This is a genomic window from Romboutsia sp. MSSM.1001216sp_RTP31141st1_G3_RTP31141_220114 (genome assembly GCF_039031195.1).
GTDB classification, from domain to species: domain Bacteria; phylum Bacillota; class Clostridia; order Peptostreptococcales; family Peptostreptococcaceae; genus Romboutsia_C; species Romboutsia_C hominis.
Map to the genome: position 1 here is coordinate 55,144 of NZ_JBCIUO010000006.1, position 25,324 is coordinate 80,467.

The 25,324-nt window shown below is 27.4% G+C and carries 24 protein-coding genes; 1 reads left to right on the forward strand and 23 read right to left on the reverse strand.

Features of this window, described 5'->3' with window-relative positions; translation table 11 throughout:
- Positions 1 to 211: 211 nt before the first annotated feature.
- From infB to ABCP60_RS10400, 19 genes are all read right to left on the reverse strand, one after another.
- Positions 212 to 2,152: a translation initiation factor IF-2 gene (infB, locus tag ABCP60_RS10310; RefSeq protein ID WP_343101710.1), complete on the reverse strand. Its 1,941-nt coding sequence runs from the start codon at positions 2,150 to 2,152 to the stop codon at positions 212 to 214.
- Positions 2,153 to 2,166: 14 nt separating this feature from the next.
- A complete protein-coding gene (locus ABCP60_RS10315) occupies positions 2,167 to 2,484 on the reverse strand; it encodes a ribosomal L7Ae/L30e/S12e/Gadd45 family protein (protein WP_195928725.1) in 318 nt (105 codons plus the stop codon).
- Positions 2,474 to 2,749 carry a YlxR family protein gene (locus ABCP60_RS10320; protein WP_092924758.1) on the reverse strand — a complete coding sequence of 92 codons (276 nt, stop codon included), beginning with the start codon at positions 2,747 to 2,749 and terminating at the stop codon, positions 2,474 to 2,476. Before ABCP60_RS10320 ends, ABCP60_RS10315 begins: the two co-directional genes overlap by 11 nt.
- Before the next feature lie 17 nt (positions 2,750 to 2,766).
- Positions 2,767 to 3,840 carry a transcription termination factor NusA gene (nusA, locus tag ABCP60_RS10325; protein ID WP_195237368.1) on the reverse strand — a complete coding sequence of 358 codons (1,074 nt, stop codon included), beginning with the start codon at positions 3,838 to 3,840 and terminating at the stop codon, positions 2,767 to 2,769.
- 25 nt (positions 3,841 to 3,865) lie between these two features.
- Positions 3,866 to 4,327, reverse strand: a complete 462-nt coding sequence (gene rimP, locus ABCP60_RS10330) for a ribosome maturation factor RimP (RefSeq protein WP_092924754.1) — start codon at positions 4,325 to 4,327, stop codon at positions 3,866 to 3,868.
- Positions 4,328 to 4,512: 185 nt separating this feature from the next.
- Entirely contained in the window at positions 4,513 to 5,097 is a 585-nt protein-coding gene (locus ABCP60_RS10335) for a 4Fe-4S binding protein (RefSeq protein WP_343101711.1), read from the reverse strand.
- A complete protein-coding gene (locus ABCP60_RS10340) occupies positions 5,097 to 5,303 on the reverse strand; it encodes a 4Fe-4S binding protein (RefSeq protein WP_343101712.1) in 207 nt (68 codons plus the stop codon). The genes ABCP60_RS10335 and ABCP60_RS10340 overlap by 1 nt, the downstream gene beginning before the upstream one ends.
- Before the next feature lie 259 nt (positions 5,304 to 5,562).
- A complete protein-coding gene (locus ABCP60_RS10345) occupies positions 5,563 to 6,117 on the reverse strand; it encodes a hypothetical protein (protein ID WP_343101713.1) in 555 nt (184 codons plus the stop codon).
- A gap of 53 nt (positions 6,118 to 6,170) precedes the next feature.
- Positions 6,171 to 7,388 (reverse strand): hypothetical protein, encoded by a 1,218-nt coding sequence (locus tag ABCP60_RS10350; RefSeq protein WP_343101714.1) that lies wholly within the window; start codon positions 7,386 to 7,388, stop codon positions 6,171 to 6,173.
- A gap of 510 nt (positions 7,389 to 7,898) precedes the next feature.
- Positions 7,899 to 9,086, reverse strand: coding sequence for a hypothetical protein (locus ABCP60_RS10355; protein WP_343101715.1), 1,188 nt, complete (start codon positions 9,084 to 9,086; stop codon positions 7,899 to 7,901).
- 7 nt (positions 9,087 to 9,093) lie between these two features.
- Positions 9,094 to 9,630 (reverse strand): hypothetical protein, encoded by a 537-nt coding sequence (locus ABCP60_RS10360; RefSeq protein ID WP_343101716.1) that lies wholly within the window; start codon positions 9,628 to 9,630, stop codon positions 9,094 to 9,096.
- Positions 9,631 to 10,069: 439 nt separating this feature from the next.
- Entirely contained in the window at positions 10,070 to 11,425 is a 1,356-nt protein-coding gene (locus ABCP60_RS10365; protein WP_343101717.1) for an MATE family efflux transporter, read from the reverse strand.
- A 112-nt stretch (positions 11,426 to 11,537) separates the two neighbouring features.
- Positions 11,538 to 12,029: a hypothetical protein gene (locus tag ABCP60_RS10370; protein ID WP_343101718.1), complete on the reverse strand. Its 492-nt coding sequence runs from the start codon at positions 12,027 to 12,029 to the stop codon at positions 11,538 to 11,540.
- 152 nt (positions 12,030 to 12,181) lie between these two features.
- Positions 12,182 to 12,310, reverse strand: coding sequence for a MerR family DNA-binding transcriptional regulator (locus ABCP60_RS10375; RefSeq protein WP_092924733.1), 129 nt, complete (start codon positions 12,308 to 12,310; stop codon positions 12,182 to 12,184).
- Between the two features lie 126 nt (positions 12,311 to 12,436).
- Positions 12,437 to 13,144, reverse strand: a complete 708-nt coding sequence (locus tag ABCP60_RS10380) for a DUF975 family protein (RefSeq protein ID WP_176698654.1) — start codon at positions 13,142 to 13,144, stop codon at positions 12,437 to 12,439.
- A gap of 257 nt (positions 13,145 to 13,401) precedes the next feature.
- Complete coding sequence (locus tag ABCP60_RS10385; protein ID WP_166505783.1) at positions 13,402 to 13,575, reverse strand: hypothetical protein; 174 nt, start codon at positions 13,573 to 13,575, stop codon at positions 13,402 to 13,404.
- Positions 13,576 to 13,798: 223 nt separating this feature from the next.
- On the reverse strand, positions 13,799 to 13,999 hold the full coding sequence (locus tag ABCP60_RS10390; RefSeq protein ID WP_343101719.1) for a cold-shock protein: 201 nt from the start codon (positions 13,997 to 13,999) through the stop codon (positions 13,799 to 13,801).
- 270 nt (positions 14,000 to 14,269) lie between these two features.
- On the reverse strand, positions 14,270 to 14,983 hold the full coding sequence (locus tag ABCP60_RS10395; protein ID WP_092924727.1) for a DUF975 family protein: 714 nt from the start codon (positions 14,981 to 14,983) through the stop codon (positions 14,270 to 14,272).
- A gap of 193 nt (positions 14,984 to 15,176) precedes the next feature.
- The gene (locus ABCP60_RS10400; protein WP_343101720.1) at positions 15,177 to 19,475 is read right to left on the reverse strand and encodes a PolC-type DNA polymerase III; all 4,299 of its coding nucleotides are present in this window, start codon (positions 19,473 to 19,475) and stop codon (positions 15,177 to 15,179) included.
- A gap of 161 nt (positions 19,476 to 19,636) precedes the next feature.
- Here ABCP60_RS10400 and ABCP60_RS10405 point away from each other — a divergent pair, with 161 nt between their 5' ends.
- Positions 19,637 to 20,308 (forward strand): hypothetical protein, encoded by a 672-nt coding sequence (locus tag ABCP60_RS10405; RefSeq protein ID WP_092924723.1) that lies wholly within the window; start codon positions 19,637 to 19,639, stop codon positions 20,306 to 20,308.
- A 187-nt stretch (positions 20,309 to 20,495) separates the two neighbouring features.
- Here the strand turns inward: ABCP60_RS10405 and ABCP60_RS10410 are convergent, their stop codons facing one another.
- From ABCP60_RS10410 to ABCP60_RS10425, 4 genes are all read right to left on the reverse strand, one after another.
- The gene (locus ABCP60_RS10410) at positions 20,496 to 21,353 is read right to left on the reverse strand and encodes an anti-sigma-V factor rsiV (RefSeq protein ID WP_092924721.1); all 858 of its coding nucleotides are present in this window, start codon (positions 21,351 to 21,353) and stop codon (positions 20,496 to 20,498) included.
- 2 nt (positions 21,354 to 21,355) lie between these two features.
- Positions 21,356 to 21,868, reverse strand: a complete 513-nt coding sequence (locus ABCP60_RS10415; RefSeq protein WP_195581309.1) for a sigma-70 family RNA polymerase sigma factor — start codon at positions 21,866 to 21,868, stop codon at positions 21,356 to 21,358.
- Positions 21,869 to 22,068: 200 nt separating this feature from the next.
- Complete coding sequence (locus ABCP60_RS10420) at positions 22,069 to 23,784, reverse strand: S41 family peptidase (RefSeq protein WP_343101721.1); 1,716 nt, start codon at positions 23,782 to 23,784, stop codon at positions 22,069 to 22,071.
- Between the two features lie 174 nt (positions 23,785 to 23,958).
- The coding region (locus tag ABCP60_RS10425; protein ID WP_343101722.1) for an SH3 domain-containing protein at positions 23,959 to 25,324 on the reverse strand (1,366 nt) is incomplete at its 5' end.

Sequence of the window (25,324 nt, forward strand, 5' to 3'; positions counted from 1 at the left end):
CCTCTTTTACTTCTATTTTAGAATAGCACATTAGAAATTATATTTGCAGTAAATATAATTTCTTTAATGTGCTTTGATTTTATCTATTAATTTATTAGCCATAATTATTTACAACATATTACATAGTTTTAAACCTTAAAAGTTTTTGTAATATATTATTATATGACTTAAAATATCTTTTTGTTATTATTGTCTATTTATCTAAAACTTATTATAAACTTTTTCTTTCTACTTCTTTAGTTATATAAGCTTCTATTATATCTCCGATTTTTACATCGTTGTAGTTAACAAAGCTTAATCCACATTCATATCCGTGGTTAACTTCTTTAACATCATCTTTGAATCTCTTAAGAGCTGCTAATTGTCCATCATGGATTACTATACCATCTCTTACTATTCTTACCTTAGAACCTCTAAATATCTTACCACTTGTTACATAACATCCAGCTATTGTTCCAACACCTGATAATTTGAATGTTTCTCTAACTTCAGCTTTACCAGTATCTTCATCTTTAAGTTCTGGATCAAGCATTCCAAGCATTGCAGCTTGAACATCTTCTATAGCTTTGTATATTATTGTGTAACATCTTATATCAACAGATTCTTTTTTAGCTATAGTTTCAGCAGTAGCTCCAGGTCTTACGTTAAATCCTATTATTATAGCATTAGATGCAGCAGCAAGCATAACATCTGACTCAGTTACAGCACCAACACCACCATGTATAACTCTAACTGCTACTTCTTCAGTAGATAATTTTTCAAGTGATTGCTTAACAGCTTGAACTGAACCTTGAACATCAGCTTTAACAACTATGTTTAATTCTTTTACATCAGCATCATTCATGTGACTGAAGAAATCATCAAGAGACATTCTTTGGTTAGATTTTAACATTTCTTCTCTAGCCATTTGAGCTCTCTTTTCAGCTACACTTCTTGCTATCTTTTCAGTAGCTACAGCAACAAATTGATCTCCACCTTGTGGAACTTCTGATAAACCTAATATTTCTACAGCAGTAGATGGTCCAGCAGTTTTAACTCTTTTTCCTTTAGAGTTTATCATTGCTCTTACTTTACCACTTGCAGTACCACATACTATTGGGTCTCCAACTTTAAGTGTTCCACCTTGAACAAGTACAGTAGCAACTGGTCCTCTTCCCTTATCAAGCTCTGCTTCTACAACAGTACCAACAGCTCTTTTATCAGGGTTAGCTTTGAATTCTTCAACTTCTGCAACTAATAATATCATTTCAAGTAAAGTATCTATTCCTTCACCTTTAAGTGCTGAAACTGGAACCGCTATAACATCTCCACCCCAGTCTTCAACTAATAATCCTTGATCAGCTAATTCTTGCTTAACTCTATCAGGGTTAGCTGCTGGTTTATCTATTTTGTTTATAGCTACTATTAATGGTACTTCAGCAGCTTTAGCATGGTTTATAGCTTCAACAGTTTGAGGCATTATACCGTCATCTGCTGCAACAACTAATATTGCTATATCAGTTACTTGTGCTCCTCTAGCTCTCATTGCTGTGAAGGCTTCATGTCCTGGAGTATCTAAAAATACTATCTTTTGTCCATTTACCATTACTTCAGAAGCACCTATATGTTGAGTTATTCCACCTGCTTCTCTTGAAGTTACGTTTGTTGATCTTATTGCATCAAGTAAAGATGTTTTACCGTGGTCAACGTGTCCCATAACTGTAACAACTGGAGGTCTAGGCTTTAAGTCTTCTTCTTTATCTTCTTCTATTTCCATTAAAGCATCTATTGCTTCAACTTCTTCTTCATCTGCTCCTCCAACTACTAATTCAAATCCGTAGTCCTTAGCAACAAGTGAAGCTATTTCGAAGTTTAATTCTTGGTTTATTGTAGCCATAGTTCCCATTTTCATAAGCTTCATTATTATTTCTGAAGCTGACTTATCAATGGCATTAGCTAACTCTTGAACAGTTAATTTTCCTTCTATTTTTAATATATTTCCTTTAGCCGCTGCTATTTCTTCTTTTAATATGTCTATAACTAACTCTAATTCATCTTCTGCTATTTCAGAATTTTCGTTTTCTACATCTATATCTAATTCTTTTAACTTTTGTATCATTTCTTCATTTGATACTTTCAATTCTTCTGCGATTTGGTATACTCTTGTTGACACAAGACCACCCCCTATTATATTTTTTGTGTTTCCATCAACTCACTGATTTTATCAGCAAAGTTTTTGTCCTTTATACCTATGACTGCTCTAGGAGCTTTTCCTATAGCTAGCCCTAGTTGTAGCTTTGTTGAGAAGTATACATACGGTATACTTCTATATGATGATTTATCTTTATATAACTTTTTAGTATTATCAGATGCGTCATCTGCTACTATAACTAGATTTACCTTCCCTTTTTTAAGGTCAGCTAAAGTAGATTCGCCAGACACTATCTTCCCTGCTCTTGTGGCAAGGCCTAAAAATGAATATATTTTTGCTTCACTAGTCTTCATAACTTTCTAGCTCCTTAAGTAGATTGTCATATACATCAGATGGAACTTCCATTTTGAATGCTCTATTTAAAGCTTTACTTTTTATAGCTTTTTTTAGACATTCTACATCCTTACATATATATGCACCTCTACCGTTTGCCTTTCCTGTTGGGTCTAAAAATATTTGACCTTCCTTAGTCTTAACTATTCTTATTAGCCCTTTTTTTGCATCTCTTTCTTGACATGCTATACATTTTCTTTGAGGAACCTTTTTTTGTTTTTGCAAAGAGTACCCCTCCTTTATTACTCAGCGTCTATGTTAGTTTCTTGAGGCTCTAACCCTGCTTGAGATTCACTTTTTATATCTATTTTCCAGTTAGTAAGCTTAGCTGCAAGTCTAGCATTTTGTCCTTCTTTACCTATTGCAAGTGATAATTGGTAATCAGGTACTACTACTAAAGCAGATTTTTCTTCTTCATTTATATCAACCTTAACAACTTTTGATGGGCTAAGTGCTGCACATATAAATTCAGCTGGATCATCACTATATTTTATTATATCTATCTTTTCGTCACCTAATTCATCAACTATGTTTTTAACTCTTGAACCTTTTGGTCCTACACAAGCTCCGATTGGATCTATCTTTTCATCTATTGACTTAACTGCCATCTTAGTTCTAGAACCAGCTTCTCTTGATATAGATTTAACTTGAACTATACCTTCAAATATTTCTGGAACTTCAAATTCAAATAATCTCTTAACTAATCCTGGATGACTTCTTGATACTACTATTTGAGGTCCTTTATTAGTTTTCTTTACCTCTAATATGTATACCTTTATTTTTTGACCAGCTCTGTATGTTTCACCAGGTATTTGATCTTGTGGAGTCATTATTGCTTCTATTCTTCCAAGATTAACATGAACTATGTTTTTGTTTACTCTAGCTACTTCTCCTGTAACTATTTCATTTTCTTTATCCATAAATTCATTGTATACTATTTCTCTTTCTGCTTCTCTTATTCTTTGAACAACTACTTGCTTAGCAGTTTGAGCAGCTATTCTTCCAAAGTCCATAGGAGTTACTTCATTTTCTATTATATCTCCTAATTCGTAGTTTGGACTTATTTCTCTAGCGTCTGCTAATTCTATTTCTAAGAATGTATCGTATAAATCTGATTCATCAACTACTACTCTTTGAGAGAATACTTTAACGTCTCCTCTTTCTCTATCAAACTCAACTCTTACGTTTTGAGCAGAACCAAAGTTTTTCTTGTATGCTGTTAAAAGAGCTTGTTCTATAGTGTCTATAAGTATTTCTTTATCTATTCCTCTGTCTTTTTCTAACTCATCTAATGCTTCTATAAATTCGTGGTTCATTTTATTTTTACCCTAAGCTATCTTATTAAAACTTTATTGCAAGTCTTACAAGAGCTACTTCCTTTCTATTAAATTCAACTTCTTCATCATTTATTATAACTTTTATAGTATTTTCTTCTGTTAATCCAACTAATGTACCTTCAAATTGCTTTGATCCATTTAGTGGTTTGTATAATTTTATCTCAACGTCTCTTCCAGCGTATCTTACAAAGTCTTTATCTTTTTTAAGCGGTCTATCAAGTCCTGGTGAAGATACTTCTAAGAAGTAGTTATCTTTTATAGGATCTTTAACGTCTAAAACTTCGCTTAATTGTCTACTTACAGCTTCACAATCATTTAATGATATTCCGCCTTCTTTATCTAAGAATACTCTTAAGTAATACTCTCCAGCTTCTTTTACATATTCTACATCTACTATTTCAAAATTAAGTGGTTCAGTTATTTCTGATACTAATTCTTCTATAGTAGCTTCTATACTCTTTTTCATATTTTTCCCTCCTATTCAGTTGTCAGTTTAGTTAAAACAAAAGAGTGAGAACTTCTGGTCTCACTCTTAGTGTTTGCAAAATGTATTATTTTATATACTATAATAACATATATAAGGTTTAATTGCAAATTTTTTGAAATTACTATGTTTCTAAGCCATTTTTATTAATAATTTAAATCCTAATTTTACATATTATCTTTATACTTAGCCTTTGATATTATATGAGTCATAGTTCCCATTGGACAATAAACACACCAAGAGCGAGGCTTGTATAAAAGCATTGTAACTACACCTAATATTGTAGATGTAATCATAATACTATAAAATCTAAATGCAAACTGTGCTACCCAAGGACTTACCATACTTACATTAGCCACTTTCCATGGCACTTTAAATGTCCAAAGTATTGTTATAACTTCTTTTAGGCTATTAGTTTGATTAAATACTAAGTATGTCATAAATAGCATATTTATAAACATTGTCATAAAGAAAGCTAAAAATCCATATCTAAACCACTTACTTTTTAAAAACTTAGGAATATTATTGTATTTTGATAATTTCATTTTATTTCCCATTAAGTTTAATAATTGACCTCTTCCACAGTAAGTATTGCAGTATGTTTTTCCTTTTCCTAATATTGCCATAACTAATGGTATTGTAAAGCATAATAATCCAAGCCATGCAAATAATATATTAAATAATCCTAGGAATAAATATAAGGCACTTAGTATCCACATATACTCTTTCCAAGTTTTCTTTTGCTTTTTCATTATCTACATTCCTCCATGCTTTTTATTTCTATAACAGATGCAGGACATGCTTTAGCACATTTTCCACATCCTACACATTTTTCTAGGTTAATTTTTGCAAATACACCTTGTTCTATGCTTATAAGGTTTAGTGGACATTCTTTTATACAAGTTCCACAAGCTACACAGTGATTTGTATCTATAATTGCCTTTTTTCTTATTTTCATAATTATTCCCTCCTATATTTCTTATAGAAGTATTATATTAATTTTTAATTTTTAGTTCTGTGACTTTGTCACATTCAAATAATTTATTTGTAAAATAAAAAATGACCTATAATAGGTCATTAAAGAAATTATACAGAAAAAGGTTGTTTCAGCTATGTTAGCCAACTTTATGATAAATATCAAATAAAAATAACTCTATCATAGTTATTTCAATATATACTAAGATAGAGTTATTAATTTTACACTAATCAATATTACATTATAAATAATAATTCTTCATTTTATATATAAATTTTTCATCATTAGAATAAATATCAACGCCTCTATCATCATATAAAAAGAATACATTTTTAGTTTTATTGTCTATAATATATACTGCACCATCTAAAACTGTATCTTCACCTATATCAGAAAGAATTATTTTCCTAAAGAGTGATTTACTATCTATTTTGTTAGTAACCCAGATATATCGTGTTGCCTTAAATTTTTCACCTTCATCGTTCCATTCAAAAGAATAAACAAAACAAGTTGGTGAATTTAAGCAATTTTCTATAAACTCCTTTTCTCCTTTATGATAAGTATTATATTTATCTTCAAATAAAACAGTCAAATCATTTGAAAAATTACACTTATCCCATATATTTTGTGCTGATTTAGCACACAAATCCATATATTCTGGCCTAAAATTTAATTCTTCATTTTCACTGTAAGCCATCTCGTAATATGGTGATTCATTTGCTGCCAAATCAAACGAAATACAAATTTTAGTTTTATTAAGTTGTTTATTAGTTAGGCTATTTACATATAAATCCACTAAATCCCCTCCTTTTTATCAAAATTCATATTCATATAGAATTATCATAATTATTATTTCATTGTATATATATTTATTTTTTCGTATAAATCACTAGGAACTATATACCATACACTAGTCTCTCCTATATCCCTTCTGGCAAAGCCTTTATCTTTACTACATAATCCTAATCTATTTCCTTCATTATCTTTTATAAATAAGTCTGGCTCTAAATCTATATCATTTTCTCCATGCCATCTAGTTATATGTATAGAATTAAGGTCTTCCATTAATTTGTATTTTTCATATATATCATCTATTAATACACTTTTATTATTATTTATATTTTTTATAGTTATTTCTAAATCCTCATAATCTTCTTCATTAGAAGATATTTCATAGTTTGTTAGATAATATTTATAATCTATGTCACTCCATGAGCCTTTACTTACTTTTTCCATAGGAATATACATAATACCACTAGCATAGTTTATTTTATTATTAGGATATAGTTTATTAGTTGAATAATCCGCTAAATTAACTATATGTGCTTTTTCATTTTCTATATGACTTAAATCATTTTCATATCTTATAGTGTAAATATCTGCTTTATCATATTTTTTTAACTCTATATTATCTATAGTTTCTAATAGTTCTTCAGTTGTCGTGTTAAATTCATGCTCTACAATCTGACCTTTGTTGCTTATTTTGCTTTGTTTTACAGAATAATCACCATTATATATTCCTATACTTACAAGTTTGTTATTTACTTTATCCTCTATATACATATCTAGTAATTTTATTTTTTTATTATTGTCATATTTTACTTCAAAATTTAATATATCTGTGTCCAATGATAATCCTAATTCATTTTTTATTTTTTCATAGTCTTCTTTTAATGTATCCATAGATATATTTTTTATATCAAATTTTATATCTCTATACTCTGCTACATCATATATGACATTACTTAATATAGTTGAATATAACATTAAAACTCCTAATATTGTTGCTTTTTTCTTTATAATACTATTTGGTCTTTCTTTGTTTTTTAATAAAAACCAATATAATAAAAATCCTGCTGGTATTATTATTGGATACCAGTTAAATGCAAATTCTAATCTAAATCCCCCAAGTATAAAAAATCCTACTAATTTTAAAGCTAGGTATTTTTCATTTTCTTCTTTTTTATAATATATATGTATTAGATATGCTATTATAGCTCCCCAAAATATTAAATTTATCATACCACTTTCTTCTGCAAACTCTATAAATTTGTATATATACTCCACATAACCCCTCCATAATCTTTATCATATATATGATATATTAATTTTAATTATATATGGTAAAGATTTGATTACAAAATAATTTCTAATTTATTTACATAAGTTATACCCCACGTCGTTTTTTCTTACCCCCACTTTTTTGGCTTTGGTTTGTTTATTTCCAATAACTTTACAAGCCAAATATATTAAAAGTGAACAAATAAACAAACCTTCTATACTTAATATTAGCCCTGTAATAGATAATAATAAAATACACTTCCTGCACATGATATTAAGCCCATTATCTTTATTCTTGATTTAAAATTAATTTCTTTAATCTTTATTCCTCTTATAGAATTATCATAATTATTATTTCTATTTTCTGATTTAAATTTTAGACTATGCTAACTAACTTTGTGATAAATAGCATATAAAAATAACCGTATCTTAGCAAATTCAATATTTTCGCTATAAGATACAGTTATTTTTATACTTTGCATAGATAAGTTCGTAATATATTACATTTATTAAATACTATCTTTGTATATTTTCACTATATTTAAAAGTCAAACCTTTATCTGTAGATATAAAATTTATTACTTTATCACTATCTCTAAGTTTTACAGGAAGCATTATAATATCATTTTCAAATTTAAGATTAAGAGGAGTTGCATAGTCACCTATATACTCATCAGGAAGTTTTATATCGAGCTTTTCCCAAGTACTACCTGAATCTTCAGTTCTATATACAGTTGGGTTGTTATCACTTTCATACCTAAATCCAACAAAGCCTATATTCTCATCTAAAAATCCTACTCCTGTAATTATTCTTGGATAAACTTCATTTGTATTTCCAATTTCCTTATAAGTTTTACCACCATCATTAGTTATGTATATATAGCTATATTGCTTACCCATAGCAACATCAGTAGTTATGACACAATATCCTATGTCTTGACTACTAAATCCTATAAATAATTCTCCACCTTGGTAAGCATCCTCTAATTTTATTTCATTCCAAGTTTTCCCCTTATCATCTGTAACAATAATTAATATATCTGAGTTAAAATTAGATATAAAGGCTGTTTTTTTATGACTTATATAGTAAGTGTTTTCTTTTAATTTATTATTATCAAAATCAAAAATCGACATCAAATATTCATTAGGTATTGGTACACTCACCCAATTTTTCTTTTTATCATAGCTTAATTGCAGACCATTTGAAGTCATTTGATAATATATTCCTAATATTTTTTTAGTTTCATTTGTATCTATTTCTTCTTTTATTTCACTTAATTCCTCTTTTTGTTTTTGTTTATTTGAGTAATTAACAACTTTTAAACCATTGCTATCTACCATATTGCCTTCATCAATTAATGTGTAATTTCCATTATTATCTTTTTTGATTCTCATTTTATGATGTGATGATGTAAAATCTTTTTCATCATTTACATCTACCTCTACATCAAAGTAAACCATTGCCATAAACTCATTTTTATCTCCTGCTACTATTACTGTTTCTTTATTTGTGTAAACTGCTTTCATCCCTTTTTCTTCGTATGAGGCTTCACCTTTTTTTATATATTCATTAAAAAAATTATTTGTAACATCTATTAAGCTATCCATTTCTTGCTTTTTATATATTGTATAGCCTACCCTAAATAAACACGCTATAATGATTATTGATATTATAATTACTATAAGTTTTATACTCTTTTTCATATTCCACCTACCTTAAATATTCACTTTTTTGTTTTATCATATTGATAAATTGATTTTTTACCTCTTTACTTTCAAAGGAATTTAAAGGTAGTAGTATTATAGGATTTATCTTTTGTATACAAATAACTAATACATTATCCTCTTCATAAATATTATCAATAGCTTTTATATTGTATTCACAATATGATTTTTCACCTTTATGTATAATAATATCATTCTTTACTTCTATCAATTTAGGACCTATTGTACTATTTCTTGCTTCTATTAGCTTATCAATTAATTTTTGTATGTTTTTTTTAGACATTATGTTCAGAAGTATTGTTGTTATTATAGTCATTGTTGCTAGAATTGATATTACAGCTATGTATAATGTAATTTCTATATTATAAAAGCTAGACATTTCATTGATAAAGAAAAAAGTAATTCCCATTAGTGTTAGCATAGTTAATGTAAGTGTGAATACATCTTTTCTTAAAGCATACTTTCTACTTTTTTCATACCCCTTAATATAATCTTCACGATTATTTGTATATTTTATTTCCACCATATCCCCCCTATTTTTATTAATCATTATAAAAGATTATAGTTGTTAAATATATTCCCTTTTTATATCTCTAAATAATTATTTTATTTTAATATCTTTAAAGTTCTTATTATATTTATAATATATTAATTTTTACTATATATGGTTAAAATCTAATTACAAAATACTATCGAATTTATATGAATGAGTTATACCCCACGTCGTTTTTTCTTACCCCACCTTTTTAGCTTTAGTTTGTTTATTTCTAATAAAAAATTCACTTCGTTCATGTCGCCAACGACTTCGTCCATTGCTCAAAAATCTTTTTTACGCTCAAAACCTAGTGTATTGATATACCTATATTTAATAATTTATACACAATTTTTGTATTAAATATAATTTCTTTAAGCGTAAAAAAGCCCTTGTAATTTACAAGGGTTTATATTTTCTATTTATTTTTCTAAGCACCGTTAATACTTACCTCATAGTTTTTGTTCATAACTTTATATGATTTTTTCATAAGTTTAATTCCAATAAACAAAGTAATTAGTTCTGCAAAAGGTACACTCATCCATATACCATTTATTCCAAATATAGTAGGTAATGTAAATATACCTATAATTATAAATATTAAACCTCTACATGAAGCTACTATTACTGATTCTTTAGCATATCCTATAGCTGTAAAGTATCCAGAATTAACTATATTAAATCCATTTATAAAGAATGCAAATGCATATATCTTTGCTCCTACAGATGCTATATTTAATATTTCTTCATTTCCATTTACAAATATATTAACTAAATTTCTTCCAAAGAAGAATAATGAAGTAAATATTATTATTCCTATAGTTATTATAACTTTGTCAGATAATTTCATTATAGCTTTTACTCTATCAAATTTCTTACTTCCATAATTGTAGCTAACTATAGGCCCTATACCATCAGATATACCAAACATTGAAAGTATGCCAAATTGAGCTACATAATTTATAGCAGTAAAAGCTGCTACACCGCTCTCTCCTGCTATGTTCATAAATGCCATATTAAATAAATATGCACTAGTGGCTGTAGCTATTGAATTTATTCCTTCTGATGAACCATTATAAATTACTGGAAATATTACAGACTTATCAAACTTTCCAACAAATACGTTTATTATGTTTTTCTTATTTAATGCAGGCCATACTACAACTAAAAATGCTAAAGAGTATGCTAACCCTGTAGCAGTTGCAGCTCCTACAATTCCAAGTTTTAACTTATATATTAATGTATAGTTTAATGTTATATTTGCAAATAAACTTAATATAGAACCATAAAAGTAAAGTTGAGGTTTTTCCATTATTCTTCCTGAAAAACCAAATAAAAACATTAAAGACATTGGTATTGTAAATACTGAAAGTGTCTTGATATATAAAGAAACATCTTTTAATAATATATCACTAGCACCTAATATATATGCTATTTGTGAGTTCATTGTAAATCCAACTACCGTTATACCAAATCCAAAAACTAATATAAATATCATAGCTGTCTTAAATATATTTTGTGTCTTAGCTACATTACCATCTCCTAAACTAAGCCCCATATAACTTTGTGATCCTATACTCATTATCATAGATAAAGCTATTATAACTTGCATAAATGGTGCTGCTATATTCACACTAGCCATTGCGTTTGGTCCTAGTACATTTCCTACAAATATTCCATCTACAACTGCCTGCATGCCTGTAATTACCATAGCTATTATAGCTGGTATAGAATATTTTATAAATAATCTAGGTATTTTTTCACTACCTAATATATTCTCTTGCATATTATCCCCTCCTAATCTATCAATTTTTATATTTGTTAATACAAGATAAACTATATATGAATTACTTTCTTTGTATAATAATAAAGTCTTGACCAACTCAATAGTCAAGACTTTATCTAATATTTTCTATATATATTTTTACGAAGTATATATTTTTTTTACTCTTTTTTAATAGTGTAAATAAACATTCCATAAATACATTTATATTTTTTTCTATTTTTTTATATTTATAAATTTCTTCTATACATTCTTCTATAAACTTTTCTATGTTAGATGCAGTATCTTTTCGAGTTAATAAAATATAATTTCCTCTATATTTAATTTTTTCGTATTTTGCATCATTACTAATGGCTTCATTATCTAGTTCAAACCCAATTATATTTTCATTAAAAAATATATTTTTATTATCAATATTATCTATTTTTAATATTAGATTTTTTTTATTTAAAAATTTTCCAAAGTGGTTATAATCATTTTGATTAAAATATATAATATCCTTTTCTATATATACATTTTCAAATTTTTCTTTTTCCTTATTAGAAAAGTTTTTCATTTGAGTTGTTGCATCTATAGAGTGTTGTACTTCATCCTTTAATTTTGTCAAATACTCTATTTTTTCTTCTAACAACTTTTTGTGATTTTTAAATAATTCTATGTAACTACTTTCATCTTCCTTTTTTATAATATCTTTTATGTCTTTTATTGGTATTTCTAGTTGCTTTGCTACTAATATTATCTCAAGTAATTCTATTTCCCTTATTGTGTAATATCTGTATCCATTATCTTTTTTAAACTTGGCTTTAATAGGTCTATTTTATCGTAATATCTTAGTGTGTCATGACTTATGTTATACATTTTAGCCACTTGTCCTATAGTAAATATCAAAATAATCTCCTCCAAAACTTTCCTTTATTATTAATTTATTTTATCACACATCTAACTATATTATTTTAATATAGTTTTTTACTTTATATAAAATAAAAAGGCTGATTAAAGTCAGCCTTTTTATTTTTAAATTGATACTTTATTAAAATTATTATCTAAATCTATATAAAAGTTGGTAATAGTTAATTGTATATATGGCCCTAACCATAAATATCCTATACCTAAAGTAAGAATACATAAAAGTGCCCATCCTATAAAACTTAGGTTTATAACAAATAGGTTCCATTTATTACCTTTCATCATTTTTATACTAAGTCTTATTGAATCAATTAAACCAAGTTCTTCTTTATCAACAAAGATATATGGTGTCATAGCTAAAGCTAATTCAAGTATAACAATAGGTATAGATAATACTACTCCAACTATTAATGCTCCTACTATCATACCAGTAGATACACTTTTACTAAAAACTATCATAGATGATGTGGCAAAAACTATTATAATACCTAATACAATTCCTATAACAAACATTAAAGCAAATAATCCTAATGATTTTAATATTGATTTTTTAGATACTAATAAGTCATCAAACTTAGCTTTTCCATCAGTTTCGCTAAATCTTAAAAAGAAATTAGCAAATCCTACAGAAAACCATATTGCTAATCCAATTAAAAATATTGTACTAATTAAGTATATACCCATTGAACTTGAAAATTCAGACATAAAAGAAAGAGCCATGGTTGCTATGGTATATACTAACATGACTAATACTGGGGTTTTCCAATTGCCTTTAAGTTGACTCTTAGAAAGTTGTTTTAATTCTACTCTAGTCAAAATCTCATCCCTCCTTAAACTTTTACTTTCAATATATATATATTCAAATGTATGACCAATAGTTCTAAGATTTGCTAGTCTAAATTTTAAAAAATATAATAAAAAATGACCTATAAATAGGTCATTTTAATTTCATGTACAATTTTAAGTATATTACAAATACGTTTAGATATATCATTAACTAAATTAAATATGTTCGCGAAAAAATATGTTTCACTAAACATATAAAATAGAATAATATATTAACATTAATTATCCTAAATAGACTTGTTCTCTTTATTTTTTAGTAATTTATTAACCTTATATGCTTTATAAAAACAACCTATTGCCAATAAAATATTAATATTCGGAATCATTATATCAATTTTGATAATAGTAACTAATAAAATACCCATCAAAATACATATATTTCTCTTTATAGTTAAATTCATAAATTATCCCCCTTAATGAAACTAAATACATACTTTAAATCAGATAACTATTGTTAATCTAATTATAACAGTACTTGTAATTTTTATAAATGTCCACTAAAACAGATGTTTTTTAACATATTATATAAACTAACTGTGTAAAAATTTATTTATATGTTTTTACTAATATTTAATTACAATAAAAAAGACACATAATGTGTCTTTTTCCGAACATATATATATATTATAATATAGTTACATTCTCCGCTTGAGGACCTCTAGCACCTTTAACTATATTAAAGTTTACTTTTTGACCTTCTTCTAATGATTTAAACCCATCAGTTTGTATATCTGTAAAATGTACGAATACATCATCTCCACCTTCTACTGATATGAAACCAAATCCTTTTTCATTGTTAAACCATTTTACTATTCCATTTATCATTAAAAAATACTCCTGTGAACCTATTTCTAGGTCTCTCTTAATTTATTTGTGTATCGATTTTGTATCGCTACAAGTATTATTATAGCACATGCTATTAATAATAGATAGCTTTTTATTTTATTTTCTTTTAAATGCTTTCTATTTAACTTAAATTAACCTTGTTTAAATGTACTATTTTAAACGATTTGCAAGAATTTTTCATCATAATTATCAATATAAATTTATAAAAATTACAATAAAAAAGGAGCTTAAATTAAGCTCCTTTTACTTTTAATCTATATGTTTAGCGTTATATTCTTTATCTAGTTCTTTATAGAAGTTAGCCATAGTTAAAGTAAAGTATGGTGATAACCATAAAAATCCTATTCCTAAAGTTAATATACTTAATATAGCCCATCCTATAAAGCTTAGCCATATAACGAATAATCTCCATTTATGACCTTTCATCATTTTTATACTAAGAGATATTGATTTAAATACTCCTACTTCTTCTTTATCTGCAAGTATAAATGGTACCATAGAAATTGCTAATTGAATTACTATTGATATTAACCATAATATAATACCTACAATTACCATTGGTGCCATAACTTCAAATAAATCATTTGCGCTTAATAAAGTTATTGTAAATCCACCTACAAAACTAAACATTAATACAATATATACTATTATTAATATTATACCTACTAATACAGAAAATCCTAAAGATTTAAAGAAAGTTTTATTTGATACTGATAAATCACTAAAATCAACGCTTTCATCTTCTATAAGGTTTAGAGATAATTTCGGATATGCTACAAAGAACCATGATTCTATAACTAAAGCAAGTATTATTCCAATTAATGATACAAATAAAGACTCGCTATTATCTAGATATGATACTAAAAACATTACTATTGAATAAGCTAACATAGCTAATACTGGTACATTCCAATTACCCTTTAGTTGACTTTTAGAAAGTTCTTTTAACTCTTTCCTATTCATAAAAATTCCTCCAATGATTGTTACTTAATGTCTATGAGTTTAATATACCCTATTATTTTTTATCTAAAACATTTATTGTTAAAAAATGGATTATTTAAATTTGTACTTTTTTTAAACTATAAATTATAAATAGTTTTTAAATAAAAAAGCTTAGGTTATACCTAAGCTTTAATGTATTTTATTACTATTTTTTTTAAAATAAAGATAATTGGTTTTCGTCACTCATATTATTAAGTGAACCGTGACTAGTTAATGTTTCTATAACGGTCTTAGAAATCTTAGTTCTCTTTCTTAAGTCTTCTTTAGAAATAAATTCTCCATTTTCTCTTTCTTTTTGTATATTTATTGCTGCATTTTCCCCAACCCCTTGTAGGGCTATCATTGGAGGAAGTAGCATCTTTTCTCCTGCAACTTGGAATTTACTTGCATCTGATTTATATATATCAACTGGAAGTATTTTTATACCTCTTGCATACATTTCAAGTGCAACTTCAAGTACTGTAAGCATATTTTTTTCTTTAGTTGTTGCGTCATTTCCTAAACTTTCTATTTCATTTATTCTAGCTTTAATTGCAGGTAGTCCCTTAACTATTAAATCAGCATCAAAGTCTTCTGCCTTTGTTGTAAAGTAAGTTGCATAGAAAGCTTCTGGATAATGAACCTTACAGTATGCTAGTCTAAATGACATCATAACATATGCTACGGCATGTGCTTTAGGGAACATGTACTTTATTTGTTTACATGACCATATATACCATTCTGGTACGTTGTTAGCTTCCATTAACTCAACATGTTCAGGCTTTAGCCCTCTACCTTTTCTAACATTTTCCATTATGGTGAATGCCATCTTTGGTGGAAGTCCTTTAAATATAAGGTAGTTCATTATATCGTCACGTGTTGATATAACATCTTTAAGACCAACTATTTCCTTTTGAACAAGTTCTTGTGCATTGTTTAGCCAAACGTCAGTACCATGAGATAATCCTGATATACGTACTAGTTCTGCAAATGTTGTTGGTTTTGTATCAAGTAGCATTTGTCTAACAAACTTTGTACCAAACTCAGGTATAGCAAGTGAACCTATAGGACAGTTAATTTCCTCTGGTGTTACTCCTAGTGCATCTGTTGAAGTAAATAGTGACATTGTTTCTTTGTCATCTAAAGGTATTTCTGTTGCATCTATTCCTGTTATATCTTCTAACATTCTTATTATGGTCGGAACGTCGTGCCCAAGTATATCTAGCTTTAGTATTCTACCACTTATAGAGTGGTAGTCAAAGTGTGTTGTTATTACTCCACAGCTTGTATCATTAGCAGGGTATTGTATTGGGGTAAAATCATATACATCCTTGTAATGAGGTACAACCATAACTCCACCTGGATGCTGTCCTGATGTTCTTTTTACTCCTGTACATCCATTTGATAATCTTACTACCTCTGCTGTTGGTACTTGTATATTATTCTCTTCTACATATTTTCTAGCGTATCCAAATGCTGTTTTTTCAGCTACTGTACCTATTGTTCCTGCTCTATAAACATATCCTTCACCAAATAGTTCTTCTGTGTATTTGTGTATTACTGGCTGGTATTCTCCAGAGAAGTTAAGGTCTATATCTGGCTCTTTATCTCCTTCAAATCCAAGGAAAACTTCAAATGGTATATCATGACCATCTTTTTTAAGCTTTCTTCCACACTTTGGACAATCCTTATCTGGTAAGTCTACTCCAGAACCCCATTCACCTATTTCATAGAAATATGAATATTTACAATCTTCATTTTCACATATATAATGTGCTGGAAGTGGATTAACCTCTGTTATATCACTCATTGTTGCTGCTACTGATGAACCAACCGAACCTCTTGAACCAACTAAGTATCCATCTCTTAGTGACTTTGTAACTAGCTTTTGGGCGATAATATACATTACGGCATATCCATTTTTTATTATAGAGTTTAGCTCTCTATCAAGTCTATTTTGAACAACTTCTGGAAGAGGATCTCCATATATTCTTTTAGCTTTGTTGTAGCACATTTCTCTAAGTTCTACATCTGAACCTTCTATTTCTGGAGGATATGTTCCATCTGGTATTGGTAGTATATCTTCTACCATATCAGCTATTTTATTAGTGTTAGTAACTACAACTTCATAGGCTAGCTCTTCTCCTAAGTAGCTAAATTCTCTTAGCATTTCATCTGTTGTTCTAAAGTGAAGATAAGTTTCTTCTTCATCTACTTTAAATCCTTGAGAGTATTTAAGTATTTTTCTAAGAACAGCTTCATGTTCATCTAAGAAGTGAACATCTCCTGTAGCTACTGGTATTTTTCCAAATTTATGGGCTACCTCTACCATTTTTCTATTTAAATCTCTTAGTTCTTCTTCATCTTCTACTTCACCTTTATGAATCATAAATTTATTATTATCTATTGGCATTATTTCTATATAATCATATAATTCTATAATTTTTGCCATTTCTTCATCATCAACATTTTTCTTTACTGCTTGATATACCTGTCCATTTTCACAAGCAGAACCTATTATAAGTCCTTCTCTATGTTCTTGTAAGAAGCTTTTTAGTATTCTTGGTGCTCTGTAAAAATGATTAACATGGGCATCTGATACTATTTTGTATAGATTTTTAAGCCCTGTGTAGTCTTTTGCAAGTAAAGTTATATGATTAGTCCCTAGCTTTGTATAATCAACTTTACCTAATATTTCATTTACTTCTTTTAAGGTATTTGCACCTTTTTTTACTAGCATATCTAAAAACTTTTGAAATATTAAAGCAGTAGCTATTGCATCATCTACAGCTCTATGGTGATTTAAAAGTGGTACACCTAGTGCTTTTGCTACTACATTTAATCTATGCCTTTTTAAATCTGGAAGTAATATTCTAGCTAGTGTAAGTGTATCTATACTTTTATTATTAAATTCTATATTTTGTTGTCTACATTTTTCTCTTATAAATCCAATATCAAATTCTGCATTGTGAGCAACTAGCACACTATCTCCTATAAACTCCATAAACTTAGGTAGTATTTCTTCTATTGTTGGTTTATCTTTTACCATATCATTAGTTATACCTGTTAGTTCTTGGATTTTATATGATATATCTTTTTGTGGGTTTATAAGTTCACTAAAATTGTCTACTATTTCAAAGTTTTCTATTTTAACTGCACCTATTTCAGTTATTTTATCATTAGTATTAGAAAACCCTGTTGTTTCTATATCAAATACCACAAAGCTTTGTGATAGTTCTTTATCATTAGCATCTTCTATTATATCTTTTGAGTCTTCTACTAAATATCCTTCTACACCATATAATACTTTTATATCATTAGCCTTAGCTGCACCCATAGCCTCTGGGAAAGCTTGAACCACTCCATGGTCAGTTATTGCTATTGCTTTGTGTCCCCATTTTGCAGCTCTTTCTATAAGCTTTTTAGTAGAACAAAGTGCATCCATTGATGACATTTGAGTATGTGCATGAAGTTCAACTCTTTTATTTTCAGATAAATCTTTTTTCTCTTCTTTTTCTTCTTTTCTTATACCACTTATAGTCATTGTAAGTTCTCTTTGGTAAGTGTCATACATAACATCACCTTTTATTTTTACATGTGAACCTTTTTTAACATTATCAATGACTTTATCTTTATTAGTATCGTTTAAGAATAATTTACAGCTTACAGAACTTGTGTAATCTGTAATAGATGCTATAAATAATATTTTACCATTTCTAAGTTCTTTAATTTCTATATCAAATATATCACCAACTACTGCTACTGTACCTGACTCTTGGTTAAGAGATTCAATTTTCTCTACCATAGCATGTACATTTTCACCATATATTAGATGTTCATCAAATTCAGGTCTTATAACATAAGCCTCTTCTTCATCTTCTTTAGGTTCATTAGTTGCTTGTATTTCTAAATCTTTAATCTTATCTTCTATTATTTTATCGCTTTTTCTTAATATTCTTTCAATGTTTACATCTTCATCTATAGCCCTTTCCATGACTATATTAATATCTATTCCTAACTCCTCACTTAACACACTTTTTAATACATATACTACATTTTGTTTTATAAGTCTTTCATAAAATATTCCTTTTGGAATTTTTATTTTTAGTAAATCATCTATACACATATACTCAACTTGCCTATACCATCCTGCTATAGATGGGCAAAGTCTTTTTAAAATATATAATATATTTACCCAGTACATTTTTATAATGTCTTTATTAGCTTTTCTATCAAGCCCTGTATATCTTATTTTTATTTTTATATCTTTAAAGTAGTCTAGCTTATTGTGCAAGTCTTCCTTTAACATATCAAGTACTTCATAGGATATTATAGATTTTGAGTTTAAATAAAAATATACTATTTTGTCTTCTTTAAAGTAAGTTACTTTGTTTATATAAACTTCTTTTAATTGTTTTTTTAATATATTATTGTTTATTTCTAGTTTATCTAAGTATTCACTAACAGTTTCCATAGCATCCTCCCTTCAAAACTTAGTAATATATTATATCACAGTTTTTAAGTTTTAGAGTTATCTATATTTATACCCATATATACTATTTTAATTTGGATTAGCTACAAATTGCACCTATTTTAATATTATATTAAAAGACTATATAATTAGGCGGTGTTAATATGGCTACCTTTAACGAAAATAATTATAGAAAAATAACAACTTATTATAAAACATTAGGCGAAAAAAAATTATTTAAATCTTCTTTAAATAGTCTAAATCTAAACAAAAGAGTATTTTTATTTTATTTTAAATATAAAAATATTCCTATATGTGCTTTACCTAGACTAAGATCAATACTTGCTTCTAGACATAGCTTTTTATCTTTTTGCTATAATTTTTTTAACTTTGTAAACTCAAATGGTGTTTGTGTTGAAATTAGCGAAGATTCTATATCTCTAATTGCTAAGTTTGTTGTATCTCACGAGATTGGTCATATTGTAGATAAAAATATATATAAATCTAAGGAACAATACAGCGCTATAATATATTCAATAATAGATAAAATAATAGAATACGACATAGATGTTAGTAATAACAATATCCATAAAGAAAATATTCCTGATGATTTAGAAAAAAACCTTATTGCTTTAAAGAAAAATCTAATTGATAGAGAAGTTACAGCTTGGAATAATGCTAAATCTATGGTAAACATTAAAAATAGCCATGAAGAGTTTATATTTAACAAGGTAAAAGAGTATGCACTTGCTACTTATAACTTTGGAAATCTTAAAAGTGTTGTAAGAGAGCATAATATAGATACTATTTTACGATATACAAAAAAAGTTGCATAGCTTTACATACTCTTATATTTTTTAAATTAAAAATGTCTCAAAATAATAATTTTGAGACATTTTCCCTAAATATTAAAATATATTAATTATTTTGACATTATTATGTACATAGATATTATAAGCCCTATACATCCAGTACAAAACATTATGTCAATAACCTTTTTATTCATATCTCCCCTATTTCCCCCTATTTATTAAGTAATGGTTTTATTATATTATTAGGTATAGTAAATTCAACTAACCCCATATACCCTGGCGCTACGTCATACTTATCAAAGCATATAACAAGTTCACCATTTTTATTTATATAAAAATCTTGATTTTTATCAATAAACTTAAAATTCATTTCTTTTATTTCATCATCTATCCAATAATGTTTATTCTTATCTTTTTTCATATTGTCTCTCATTTGTTCTTTTATATTTTGACTTATAACATTTATATAGTCATTATTTTTAAACATCCCCTCTAAAGACAATACTGTTTCATTTTTTTTATCTATATTATAAAATTTTCTTATTGTATTTGATGAACCTTGTGCATAATGAGTGTAAACTACTACTGAAAATAAATCTTCGTTATCTGTTAATACTTCATACCAAGATTCTACTAAGCTATGCCCTTGTACTTTATCTGATTTTAATATTTCCATTTCTTCTAAGAAATCTTCGTATAATTTTTTTCCTTCTTTTTCAAACTCACTATTTAATTTATACTCTAATTTTTTATCTGTTAATCCGCTTATTTTTGGAACATCTATTGATGCCTTATATCCATTTTCATCTATACTGTAATTTTTTATAGTTATTATTTTTACTAAATTTCCTATTATCGGTATTTTAGAAAGAGTTTGAGCAAATGCTGGGCTAATATTTATGCCTAAAACAACAAGTAAAAGAGATGCTGCTATTACCATTTTGTTTTGATATTTTCTATATTTTATATTGCTATTTAGTGCATCATTTACTACATCATCTAATTCTTTTGGTATTTTAATATTATCATAATCTTTCTTTAACATTTTCAAGCTATCTTTATCCTTCATTATTAACCATCCTCTCTCTTGATGTCTATTTTTATTTTAAGCTTACTAAGAGCCTTATAAATTCTAGTTTTTATTGTGCTTATATTTTGGTCTAATGTCTTTGCTATATCCTCTATTTTCATATCTTCAAAGTATCTAAGTATTATAACTGTTTTATAAATTTCATCTAAGCTATCTACTGCCCTTAGTAGATCTATATCACTATATTTATCATAATCTATTTTAGAATCTTCTAAAACATCATCACTTACTACTATGTATTTTTTATTTTTCCTTATATAGTCTGTTGTAGTATTTATAAGTATTTTATAAAACCATGGCTTTATATTATCCGTATCTTTTAATGTATTTATTTTAGAAAGAGCTTTACATATAGCATCATGAACTATGTCTAGGGCATCATATTCATTTTTAACATAGCTATAAGCTATTTTGTAAAATGACTCTTTGTTTTTAACTATATAGTCTTTTAATTTTTTTTCTTTTAAATCTTTGCTTAAGCTTAGCAGTTTCATTAATAATTTAAACCTTCCTTTCTTGTACATATATATAGACGGCTTATGTACACTAAAAAGTTGCTTATTTTTTAATTTTTATTGAATTTTTAATTTATTTTTATAAATTGTCCACAAATTTTATGATTTATAATATCTACTATGTAAAAAAAGAACTATCTGTATAGATAGTTCTTTAATAGATTAAATTTTATACTATTTTAATTATTTATAACATCTATTGCTTTTTGTAAAATCTCATCTTTTCCTTCTTTAATACTTTGTATAGTAGGTTTTACATAGATATTAGGTTTAATGCCTACTCTTTGAGTTTGCGAACCATCAATATTGTATATTCCTAGGCCACTAATAGTAGTTTTAACCATTCCTGGTAATGGAATAAAAGCTACATCTCCATCTGAGCCAATTGAATCACTTCCTACAACGGTAGCATTTGGTGATTTTCTTAGTGCCATTGTAGTATACTCTGATTGACTTTGACTACGTTCATCTATAAGTATTACTACTTTTCCTTTGTAATAATTTTTATTTTCTATTCCCATTTTAAAATTTTCAAAAGTTATAAATTCGCCTGGAATTTGTCTATCGGCAAATGATATCTTAACAAAATCTACAGGTTTTTCATAAAGATAATTTGATAAACTATCCATAATTGGATACGATGGATAATATCTTAAATCCACTATTATTCCTTTTTTATCCATAGATTTTTTCATTATTTTATCTATTTCTCCCTCTGCTAATTGACCTGGATTAATATATACTATATCTTTATCTAGTATTTTGTGTGATGGCTCCTTTGTATCAAACATACTTTGGTCAGAGTAATATTTCACATTTTTTGTTAGTTCTTTTCCATCTCTTTCTATGGTAAATTTTACACTATCATCTGAAGCTCTAAATAGATATTTCTGTAAACAATTCACTATAGCTTCTTTTCTTGTTAGTGATATGTATTTTGATTTATCTTTTATTATCTTGTTTATATCTTCTCCATTTAGTTTTAAGACAATATCACCTCTTTTAAGTTGGCAATCTTTTGCATACTTAGGTAATATCTTACTAATGACTATTTTATCATCTACTAAGGTAAACTCTACAGGAGCGTACTTATTTCCCCAATATTTATCTAAAGTTTTATCTTCATCCAAAACCCAAGCGTGTGCATCATGTATCTTTGATGTAAGTTCTGAAATTTTTAGTTCATAGTCTAATTTATCATTGCCTTTTATAAATTTTGGTATAAATTCTTTTAAAACTTCATCCCAATTTTCTCCTATTATATCTCTATATGGATAGTAGTATTCAATTATATTCCAATATCTAAATAAACTAAGTAATTTATATCCACTATCATCAAATTTCATATTTATATATGGCTTTTCATTTTCAAAATTTGAATAAATAGATTCATCATCAAAAGAAACATAAGCATTCTTTCTATCTAGTATATTGGTACTTGACATCTTAATTAATAAATCACTTAAGTCTTTTCCTAAATAGTTTTTGTCATTTATCCAGTCTATATTTCTTTTAAGTGCCACTTCTTCAGTTTCGGATTTTTCAATAGGATTTTCTTTTATATTTCCTTGTTTTTTAATCCAATCATATAATATTTTGTTTACCTTATCTGGATTTTTTTCATTTAATATGTCTGGCATTACTCTAAATAATTCATAGTCCCAATTTATGTTGCCTGATACAACTTCTTGGTCATAGTATTTTGCAAATCCCCACACTTTGCATAATTTACTTAAGTTTTCAATCTGATTTTTGCTTAAATTTTCTATTTTTATTTTACTTCCATTATTAAATTCAGTATCTAAGCTTCTTTTATTACCAAAAAAGAATATAATAGCACTTATTACTATAATTATTCCAAAAATCCATAAATTATTTTTAACCCACTTTTTCATATATATCCTCCTAAGCCCTATATCTTGAGACTATTTGAATATAGCATATATAAATTAAATTTACTACGAATTTCTAACTAATTTTTTCCATATTTTATGTAGTATTTATCCATTAATTTAATATAAATAAAAAAATATCCTCATCTTTTAATTTAGATGAGGGTATTTTTTTATTTATCTGCTATATTTTGGAATATCAAATACTAAATTGCTTCCTTTATCATACATGCCAACTATTTTTACCATTACTCCTGATATACCATTTGCCCAGTTTACATCTGTTGCATATTGATGCCATGAGTAATCATAGTTAAATTTCATTTTAAATATGTTATTTTGCTTATATTTTGTATTTTTTATGTAATTTTGAGCTATCCATTTAGCTGAACCATCAATTGTTGCCTCTACACTTGTCCAACCATTTGAATAAGCAGCTTCAGCACCGCTTACGTTTGCACTATGGTCTATTGCACCTATACCAAAGAAGTTGTAAACCTTAACTGGTGATGGTAGTGGTTTTCCTTTGTATGATGTTATAGTTTGACCTTGTGCTAAAGTTGATCTTCCATAAGCTGTTTCCCACATAGCATGAGATACTAAATAAGCTAAATCTATATCATATCTTTTAGCTGCATTTATAAAAGTTTGCCCTTGATTATAAAATACATTAGTTCCTGAAGATGCTGGTCTTAAAGAGTTTAAATATGAGTTTAATTCACTAGCAGTAACTCCACCTTTATATGAATCTGTTCTTAAAAACTGCATCATTCCCTTTGTACTACCTGTAAAGTTATTTGGGTTTAAGTAGTATTCTAAGTCTGCTCTACTAGCAGTAACAAATCCTCTTTTTATAGATGAATCTATAACATTTCCACCTACACGTGCTCTTTCTAATTGAACTACTACATGATCTTCTAATGTATATCCTAGTTGTATATGATTTACAGTTGCTCCATTTATATTGGCAGTTCCTCCACCATTATCTGGAGTTTCACTTCCTCCACTAGAACCTATGTTACTTAAATACATACTAGAAACATATGCATTACTTCCTCTGTAATCTATTTTTGACCATCCATTACTTTCTTCTTTTACTTTTACTTCATCACCCTTGCTTAAAACACCTATTTTAGAGTGAGATGTTGATGGACCACTTCTTACGTTTAGGAAGTCGTAGTTTACTACTTTTACTGTATGATTATCTGGATTACTTGGCACTTCTGGTGTTGTACTTTCACTACTTAAGTACGAACTTGATACATATGCTACATTTCCATTGTATTTTATTTTACTCCATCCATTGCTCTCAGATATTACTCCTACTTTATCTCCTTTTTTTAGTGTTCCTATTTTTGAGTGAGATGTTGATGGTCCACTTCTTACATTTAAAAATTCATAATTTACTACTTTTGTTTCTTTTATACTTTCACCTGGGTTACTTGGTACTTCTGGTGTTGTATTTTCTTTACTTAAATATGTACTTGATACGTATGCTACTTTTCCATTATATTTTATTTTACTCCATCCATTGCTTTCAGAT

What these genes read in the sequence shown, in the direction of transcription:
- ABCP60_RS10340 (WP_343101712.1), bottom strand. Translation starts at nt 5,303, where the DNA reads ATGAAAATAAGAAAAAAGGCAATTATAGATACAAATCACTGTGTAGCT.
- ABCP60_RS10395 (WP_092924727.1), bottom strand. Translation starts at nt 14,983, where the DNA reads ATGAATAGGAAAGAGTTAAAAGAACTTTCTAAAAGTCAACTAAAGGGT.
- ABCP60_RS10405 (WP_092924723.1), top strand. Translation starts at nt 19,637, where the DNA reads ATGGCTACCTTTAACGAAAATAATTATAGAAAAATAACAACTTATTAT.
- ABCP60_RS10415 (WP_195581309.1), bottom strand. Translation starts at nt 21,868, where the DNA reads ATGAAACTGCTAAGCTTAAGCAAAGATTTAAAAGAAAAAAAATTAAAA.
- ABCP60_RS10420 (WP_343101721.1), bottom strand. Translation starts at nt 23,784, where the DNA reads ATGAAAAAGTGGGTTAAAAATAATTTATGGATTTTTGGAATAATTATA.
- ABCP60_RS10400 (WP_343101720.1), bottom strand. Translation starts at nt 19,475, where the DNA reads ATGGAAACTGTTAGTGAATACTTAGATAAACTAGAAATAAACAATAAT.
- ABCP60_RS10410 (WP_092924721.1), bottom strand. Translation starts at nt 21,353, where the DNA reads ATGAAGGATAAAGATAGCTTGAAAATGTTAAAGAAAGATTATGATAAT.
- rimP (WP_092924754.1), bottom strand. Translation starts at nt 4,327, where the DNA reads ATGAAAAAGAGTATAGAAGCTACTATAGAAGAATTAGTATCAGAAATA.
- ABCP60_RS10390 (WP_343101719.1), bottom strand. Translation starts at nt 13,999, where the DNA reads ATGATAAATGGAATAGTAAAATGGTTTAACAATGAAAAAGGATTTGGT.
- nusA (WP_195237368.1), bottom strand. Translation starts at nt 3,840, where the DNA reads ATGAACCACGAATTTATAGAAGCATTAGATGAGTTAGAAAAAGACAGA.
- ABCP60_RS10335 (WP_343101711.1), bottom strand. Translation starts at nt 5,097, where the DNA reads ATGAAAAAGCAAAAGAAAACTTGGAAAGAGTATATGTGGATACTAAGT.
- ABCP60_RS10315 (WP_195928725.1), bottom strand. Translation starts at nt 2,484, where the DNA reads ATGAAGACTAGTGAAGCAAAAATATATTCATTTTTAGGCCTTGCCACA.
- ABCP60_RS10365 (WP_343101717.1), bottom strand. Translation starts at nt 11,425, where the DNA reads ATGCAAGAGAATATATTAGGTAGTGAAAAAATACCTAGATTATTTATA.
- ABCP60_RS10385 (WP_166505783.1), bottom strand. Translation starts at nt 13,575, where the DNA reads ATGAATTTAACTATAAAGAGAAATATATGTATTTTGATGGGTATTTTA.
- ABCP60_RS10355 (WP_343101715.1), bottom strand. Translation starts at nt 9,086, where the DNA reads ATGAAAAAGAGTATAAAACTTATAGTAATTATAATATCAATAATCATT.